General features: G+C 67.9%; 4 protein-coding genes and 3 pseudogenes. 6 read left to right on the forward strand and 1 reads right to left on the reverse strand.

The window, feature by feature from the left end:
- The first annotated feature begins 10 nt into the window (after positions 1 to 10).
- Positions 11 to 2791, forward strand: coding sequence for a valine--tRNA ligase (locus tag ASG48_RS03580; protein WP_055845192.1), 2781 nt, complete (start codon positions 11 to 13; stop codon positions 2789 to 2791).
- Positions 2792 to 3379: 588 nt separating this feature from the next.
- Here ASG48_RS03580 and ASG48_RS03585 read toward each other — a convergent pair.
- On the reverse strand, positions 3380 to 3592 hold the full coding sequence (locus tag ASG48_RS03585) for a cold-shock protein (RefSeq protein WP_055845195.1): 213 nt from the start codon (positions 3590 to 3592) through the stop codon (positions 3380 to 3382).
- Positions 3593 to 3883: 291 nt separating this feature from the next.
- Between ASG48_RS03585 and ASG48_RS03590 the strand changes: the two genes are divergently transcribed.
- From ASG48_RS03590 to ASG48_RS17800, 5 genes and pseudogenes are all read left to right on the forward strand, one after another.
- Positions 3884 to 4585, forward strand: a complete 702-nt coding sequence (locus tag ASG48_RS03590) for a hypothetical protein (RefSeq protein WP_055845199.1) — start codon at positions 3884 to 3886, stop codon at positions 4583 to 4585.
- A gap of 324 nt (positions 4586 to 4909) precedes the next feature.
- Positions 4910 to 5030 (forward strand): annotated as a pseudogene (locus ASG48_RS18695) (flagellin); the annotation flags it as partial.
- A gap of 9 nt (positions 5031 to 5039) precedes the next feature.
- A pseudogene (locus ASG48_RS18700) lies at positions 5040 to 5251 on the forward strand (flagellin); the annotation flags it as partial.
- A gap of 1 nt (position 5252) precedes the next feature.
- Positions 5253 to 5675: pseudogene (locus ASG48_RS17790) on the forward strand (flagellin C); the annotation flags it as partial.
- 1414 nt (positions 5676 to 7089) lie between these two features.
- The coding region (locus tag ASG48_RS17800) for a flagellin (protein WP_280137995.1) at positions 7090 to 7364 on the forward strand (275 nt) is incomplete at its 3' end.

Here is a 7364-nt window from a genome sequence, read left to right on the forward strand (position 1 = left end):
CGGATGCGACATGATCGAAAAGACCTACGACGCGGCTGCCCTCGAGCCGCGCATCGCCGAGCGGTGGGAGGCGGCCGACGCCTTTCGCGCCGGAGCGGCCGCCACAGAGGGCGCCGAGCCCTTCTCGATCGTCATCCCGCCGCCGAACGTCACCGGCTCCCTGCATATCGGCCATGCGCTCGACCACACGCTTCAGGACATCCTGATCCGCTTCGAGCGCATGCGCGGCAAGAACGTCCTGTGGCAGCCGGGTCTCGACCATGCGGGCATCGCCACGCAGATGGTCGTCGAGCGCCAGCTGCGCGAGCGCCGCGAGCCGGGACGGCGCGAGATGGGCCGCGCGGCCTTCGTCGAGCGCGTCTGGCAGTGGAAGGCGGAGTCGGGCGGCGACATCCTGCGCCAGGACCGCCGGCTCGGCATGTCCTGCGACTGGTCGCGCGAGCGCTTCACCATGGACGAGGGCCTGTCGAAGGCCGTTCTCCAGGTCTTCGTCGATCTCCACCGCAAGGGGCTGATCTACAAGGACAAGCGCCTCGTCAACTGGGACCCGAAACTGCTGACGGCGATCTCGGACCTCGAGGTCGAGCAGCGCGAGGTGAAGGGCCATCTCTGGCACTTCCGCTATCCTCTGGCCGATGCCGCCTACGACCCGCTGAATCCGGCGACCTTCATCACCGTCGCCACCACCCGGCCGGAGACCATGCTCGGCGACACCGCCGTCGCCGTGAACCCGGACGACGAGCGCTACCGCGCGCTTGTCGGCAAGAAGGTCCGCCTGCCGCTGGTCGGGCGCCTCATTCCCATCGTCGCCGACGACTATGCCGACCCGGAAGCGGGATCGGGCGCGGTGAAGATCACCCCGGCGCACGACTTCAACGATTTCGAGGTCGGCCGCCGGCACGAGCTGCCGATGATCTCGGTGATGACCGGCGAGGCGACGATGACGCTCGCCGACAATGACGACTTCCTCGCCGGGCTGACGCGCGACGCGCTCCTGGAGCGCACGATCGCCGAGCTCGAGGGCAAGGACCGCTTCGAGGCCCGCGAGATCATCGTGGCGATGATGGAGGACGGCGGCTTCCTCGGCGAGATCAAGGAGCATCCCCACGTCGTGCCGCATGGCGACCGCGGCGGCGTGCCGATCGAGCCCTACCTGACCGACCAGTGGTATGTGGATGCCGCCACGCTCGCCAAGCCGGCGATCGCCAGCGTCCGAGAGGGCCGCACCGTCTTCGTGCCGAAGAACTGGGAGAAGACCTTCTTCGACTGGATGGAGAACATCCAGCCCTGGTGCATCTCGCGCCAGCTCTGGTGGGGGCACCAGATTCCGGCCTGGTACGGGCCGGACGGCACGGTCTTCGTGGAGAAGAGCGAGGAGGAGGCGGTCGCCGCGGCGCTCGCCCACTACGTCACCAACGGCACGATCGACGACGCCGCCGCCCGGGCGATGGCGGAGGATCCCGAGCGGCGCGAGGGCTTCCTGAAGCGCGACGAGGACGTGCTCGACACCTGGTTCTCGTCCGCCCTCTGGCCCTTCTCGACCCTCGGCTGGCCCGAGCGGACCCCGGAACTCTCCACCTACTATCCGACGAGCGTCCTCGTCACCGGCTTCGACATCATCTTCTTCTGGGTCGCCCGGATGATGATGATGGGCCTCTTCTGCATGGAGGAGGAGCCGTTCCGCACGGTCTATGTCCACGCGCTCGTGCGCGACAAGTCCGGCGCCAAGATGTCGAAGTCCAAGGGCAACGTCATCGACCCGATCGAGCTCGTCGACGAGTACGGGGCCGACGCGCTGCGCTTCACGCTCGCCATCATGGCGGCGCAGGGACGCGACGTGAAGCTCGACCCCCAGCGCATCGCCGGCTACCGCAACTTCGGCACCAAGCTGTGGAACGCCACGCGCTTCGCCGAGATGAACGGGGCGGTGCACGGCGCGCCGCTCGATCTCGACGCGCTGGCGCTGCCGCTCAGCCGCTGGCTCGCCACCGAATATGCCCGCACCATCGCTGAAGTGACGCGCGCGCTCGAGGCCTTCCGCTTCAACGACGCCGCCGCCGCACTCTACCGCTTCGTCTGGAACGGCTTCTGCGACTGGTACGTGGAACTGGCGAAGCCCATCCTGATGGGCGAGGACGAGGCCGCCAAGGACGAGACGCGCCGGCTCATGGGCTCGACGCTCGACGGCATCTACACGCTGCTCCATCCGTTCATGCCCTTCGTCACCGAGGAGCTCTTCGACGAGACGGCGGCGCCGGGCGCCGCGCGCGCGACGCTCCTGTGCCACGCGCCCTGGCCGACCTTCGAGGCGGCCGACGCTGCGGCCGCCGACGACATCAACTGGCTGATCGACCTCGTCGGCGAGATCCGCTCCGTGCGCTCGGAGATGAACGTTCCGCCCGCGACCGAGGCGCCGCTCGTCGCCCTCTCGCCGGACTCTGCGACGGCCGAGCGGCTGGAGCGGCACGCGGCCTCGCTGAAGCGCCTCGCGCGCGTCTCGGCGATCGAGACGGCGGCCGAGGCGCCCTCGAAGTCCGCGCAGTTCGTGATGGCCGGCTGCGGCTTCGCCCTGCCGCTCGAAGGCCTGATCGACATCGATTCGGAGCGGGCCCGCCTCACCAAGGCCGAGGCCAAGGCGCGCGGCGAGGTCGCGCGTGTGGATGCCAAGCTCTCCAACGAGCGCTTCATCTCCAACGCGCCCGAAGAGGTGATCGAGCAGGAGCGCGAGAAGCGCGAGGCCTACCGGCTCGAAGCCGAAAAGCTCGCCGCCGCCCTGGCGCGGCTCGGCTAGGGCGGATCGAGGCGAGGCGGTGGCGCCTTGCCTCGGAAGGCCCGTCCGGCGGCGCGGTCCTGTCGCAGGACCGAGGGCCGCCGAGACGATCTCGCCTGCCGCCACGGTTCTCCGGTCCATCGAACGGGCCGGGCCGAGGCCGCCGGACATATGGTCGAGAAAGGGTCCCGTGCGTCTCGGCGCCCGGCGAGGCTCACCCCGTCACAGGCCGATGAACGGGCGCGCGGGCACGGCATCCTGCTTCTCGCGCCGCGCCCGGACAGGGCGAGCCCGTGCGAGGGGACAGCGTCGGCTGTGTCGAGACGGAGAGCGCGGCAATGGCGCGAATGGCGTTCCAGCGCGAGCGACACGCCTTCGCGGCTCTATGGCAATTCGCATCGAAGGGGGAGGGGCGGATGATCTGCGGCGATGATCGGGCGTCGCTCGCGGCGATTCCGTCCGCCGGCATGCGCGATGATCGTCTCGGCGCTCCGGATCGGCGCGGGAGCGCGATAGGCGAGACCGGCCGGGATCCGGCCGAGTTCTCAAGGCGCCGACCAAGGACGCGATGCGGACCGGACGAGGCCGACCCGGAACCCGGAAAGGGTCTTACATGCTCTGCAGGTTGACGGCCTTCGGGCCCTTGCCGCGCTTGTCCGGCTCGGTGTCGTAGGAGACCTTCTGGTTTTCCTGCAGGTCGTGCAGGCCGGAGGCCTGGACGGCAGAGATGTGCACGAAGATGTCGGCTCCGCCGTTGTCCGGCTTGATGAACCCGAAACCCTTCTCGGTGTTGAAGAATTTGACCGTCCCGGTCTGTGCCATAATCGGAACCCTTTTCCCTGGCATTACGTATCGCCGTCAGGCTGTGGCAGGCAAGTCTGATGCGAGGAAAGGAACCGATACCTCGCGAAGCCGGCGCTTGAAGCCCCGTTTTCGCCCGGAGGAGGCGTCTCCGATACGCAATTCGTCCATTACCTGTGTTCGCAAGTTTCGCCCGAACGCCTATTGAATGCTATCGGGCACGCCCCATTGCAAGCGAAACTTTGACCGCTTCACTTCACGTTTCGTTTCGATACAAAGGCGCCCGATCTGCCTCAACGGGATGCGCCCTCCATGACCATCCTCGTCACCGGTTTCACCGCCTTTCCCGGCGCTCCGACGAACCCGACGCAGCGGTTGATGGCGGCGCTCGACGGGCGGTGCGCGGCGACCGGCGAGAGGATCGCCGCGCGCCTCCTGCCGGTCGACTGGGCGCGGTCCTGGCCGGCGCTTCGGGCGGCGATCGGGGAGACGGCGCCGCGCTGCGTCCTGCTCTTCGGGCTCCATGCCGGCGCGGCGTCCGTGCGAATCGAACTGTGCGGCCGGCGCGAGCGCCGTCTCGACCGGATCGACGCGTGCGGCGCCCTGCCATCGGGGCCGCGGCCGGAGCCGCTGCCGGTTCTCCTGCCCGTGCGCCTGCCGCTCCCCTCGCTGGCGCGGGCGCTGCGCGGTGAGGGGATCGCCTTCGAATGGTCGCGCGATGCCGGCGGATACATTTGCAACGACACGCTCTACGACCTCTGTCTCCATGCCGACGAGCTCGGCGTGGCGCGCTACGGCTTCGTGCATGTCCCGCTGACGGACGAGTCGATCGGCGAGTCGGTCGCCTGCGACGAAACGCAGGGCCTGGCGTTCCGCACGATCCCCGATGAGGACCTTCGGCGCGCGGCGATCGCCCTCATCGATGCCGCCGCGCGGGACGAGGGAAGGATGGCGGAAGGGCCCGTCGAAGAGGGGTATGCGACGAGGTCCGCCTCGAGCACCGTTCCGGTCTGAAACCCGCATTTCCGGCCCTGTCCGCGAGCGGGCCCCTTTCGCCCCTGCGGAAGCTCCCGCAACGCCCGCAATGTGCCGAGAGGGGCCGCTAAGCACTTGACGTTGCGTCGCTTCACATCCTCTTAACCATAGGATATCACTCATGTTTCCCAAAAAGAAGCAGCGCGGGATTCACCTCCTCTTAAACCCTGCGCTCTAGGGTCCAGATCACAGCGAATGGCCGAGCGAGACGCTCCAGAGGCCATAGGCATGAAGCCGCTTCGCTGACCGCCGGCCCGGCCGGCATGTCCCCAGACGTATCGACTTCGGGACACTTTCAAGACCATGACCAGCGTGAACACCAACGTCGCCGCCCTGTCGGCGCTTCGCAATCTCCAGGCCACGAACACGGCGCTCGACAAGACCCAGTCCTCGATCTCGACGGGCCTGAAGATAGAGTCGGCCANTCGCCGCCCTGTCGGCGCTTCGCAATCTCCAGGCCACGAACACGGCGCTCGACAAGACCCAGTCCTCGATCTCGACGGGCCTGAAGATAGAGTCGGCCAAGGACAACGCCGCCTACTGGTCGATCTCGACCACGATGAAGTCCGACAACAAGGCCATGTCGACCGTCTCCGACGCGCTCGGCCTCGGCTCGGCCACCGTCGACACCGCCTACGAAGGCCTNATCTCGACCACGATGAAGTCCGACAACAAGGCCATGTCGACCGTCTCCGACGCGCTCGGCCTCGGCTCGGCCACCGTCGACACCGCCTACGAAGGCCTSAACGCCGCCAAGGACGTGCTGGACGAGATCAAGTCCAAGCTCACCTCCGCGACCCAGGCCGGCGTCGACCGCAAGGCCGTGCAGGACGAGATCGACTCCCTCAAGCAGCAGCTGAAGTCCATCGCCACCTCCTCGACCTTCTCGGGCGAGAACTGGCTGTCGATCAACTCCAGCACCGCCAGCTACAGCGCCGACAAGAACCTCGTCGCCTCGTTCACCCGCGAYGCCTCGGGCAACGTCTCGATCGGCACGATCACGGTGAAGACGGCCGACGTCGCTCTGTTCGACGCCTCCTCGGTCAGCGGCGCGGGCGGCATCATCGACNGCCTCGGGCAACGTCTCGATCGGCACGATCACGGTGAAGACGGCCGACGTCGCTCTGTTCGACGCCTCCTCGGTCAGCGGCGCGGGCGGCATCATCGACAGCGCCGTCAGCATGAAGGGCTCCAACGGCCGCGACCTTCTGGTCGGCGGCACGGCCACGACCGGCAACACCAACGACGCCGGTCTGACCGCCACCGCCACCGCAGGCGTCGCACAGACGGTCGCCGGCGGCACGGCCACGGCCGACGACGGTTCGACGGCCACGGCCGTCGCGGCGACGACGACGAACACGGCGACCAACAAGGCGACCTACGCGATCGGCACCTTCGCCAACACCTCGCTGGTGGCGGGCGACAAGATCGTCGTCTCCTTCAAGGCGCAGAACGGCGCCGTCCAGACCGCCGAGGTGGCGATCACCGCCGCGATGCTGGACGCCACGCCCGGCACGGCGGCCACCGCCTTCCAGGGTGCGCTCGACACGGCGCTGACCGGCAAGGGCGCCAGCGCCACGGTGTCCGGCGCGATCGTCTCGATCGAGTCCGACACGGCGGCCTCCACCGGCGTCACCTCGTCGATCCAGCTGATGAGCCTGGAAGTGATGGGCACCAACGGCAAGCCCAAGGACACCCCGACGCTGCCCTTCGGCGCCGGCACGTTCTACCAGGAGGCGGCCTACTACAAGACGGCCAACCTGACGACGACGGGCTTCGACGTCACCGACAAGATCAACTTCGACCTGACGATCGACGACACGGCGCTCAGCGTGACCGTGCCGGCCAGCTCGGACGGCGTGACGGCGGTCTCGGTGCAGACGATCGCGGACTCGCTCAACGCCAACGGCAAGTTCTCGGCCGTCGCCACGGCGAGCATCGACGGCACGAAGCTGGTGATCACCTCGATCACGACCGGCGACGACGCGAACGCGGTGATCGACTCGGTGTCGTTCACGGACGCCGACGCCAAGATCAAGTCGATCTCGGGCACGGGCTTTGCGCAGATCGCCTCGGCGGCCTCCTACACGAGCGACGCCTTCCAGTCGGTGACGCTGGACGAGAACGACAACATCACGTTCGACATCCAGGTCAACGCGGCGACCAAGGCGACCACGGTCTCGATCACGAAGGACCTCGTGAACAAGACGCTGGGCGAGACGGCGGACGGCACGGTCGCGACCGCGGCCGACTACGCCAAGGTCGTGAACGCGGCGCTGAAGGCGTCGGGCGTGACGGGCGTCGAGGCGGCGGCCGTGGACGGCGTGGGCAGCGTGAAGTACCTGCAGTTCACCAGCACGACCGCCACCCGGGACTCGCTGATCAAGGTCAGCAACGTCGAGGCGAGCGGCGGGGCGAACGAGATCTCGGTCGAGGACATCGACATCACGGCCGACGCTCTGTCGACCCTGACCGACGACGAGATGGCGCAGGTCCTGTCGGCCTATATCGACGTCGTGAACGCGGCGATCGACAAGGTCACGTCGGCCGCCGCCGGTCTCGGCGCCGTGGCCTCGCGCATCGACCTGCAGAAGACCTTCGTGACCAACCTCATGGACACGATCGAGAAGGGCGTCTCCGGCCTCGTCGACGCCGACATGAACGAGGAGTCCACCAAGCTCCAGGCTCTGCAGGTCAAGCAGCAGCTCGGCGTCCAGGCCCTCTCCATCGCCAACCAGTCGGCTCAGAACGTCCTGTC

Origin of the sequence: Aurantimonas sp. Leaf443, assembly GCF_001425575.1 — a bacterium.
Lineage (GTDB): Bacteria > Pseudomonadota > Alphaproteobacteria > Rhizobiales > Rhizobiaceae > Leaf443.

Coding starts and splice junctions, on each gene's coding strand:
- ASG48_RS03580 (WP_055845192.1), top strand. CDS start 11: ATGATCGAAAAGACCTACGACGCGGCTGCCCTCGAGCCGCGCATCGCC.
- ASG48_RS03585 (WP_055845195.1), bottom strand. CDS start 3,592: ATGGCACAGACCGGGACGGTCAAATTCTTCAACACCGAGAAGGGTTTC.
- ASG48_RS03590 (WP_055845199.1), top strand. CDS start 3,884: ATGACCATCCTCGTCACCGGTTTCACCGCCTTTCCCGGCGCTCCGACG.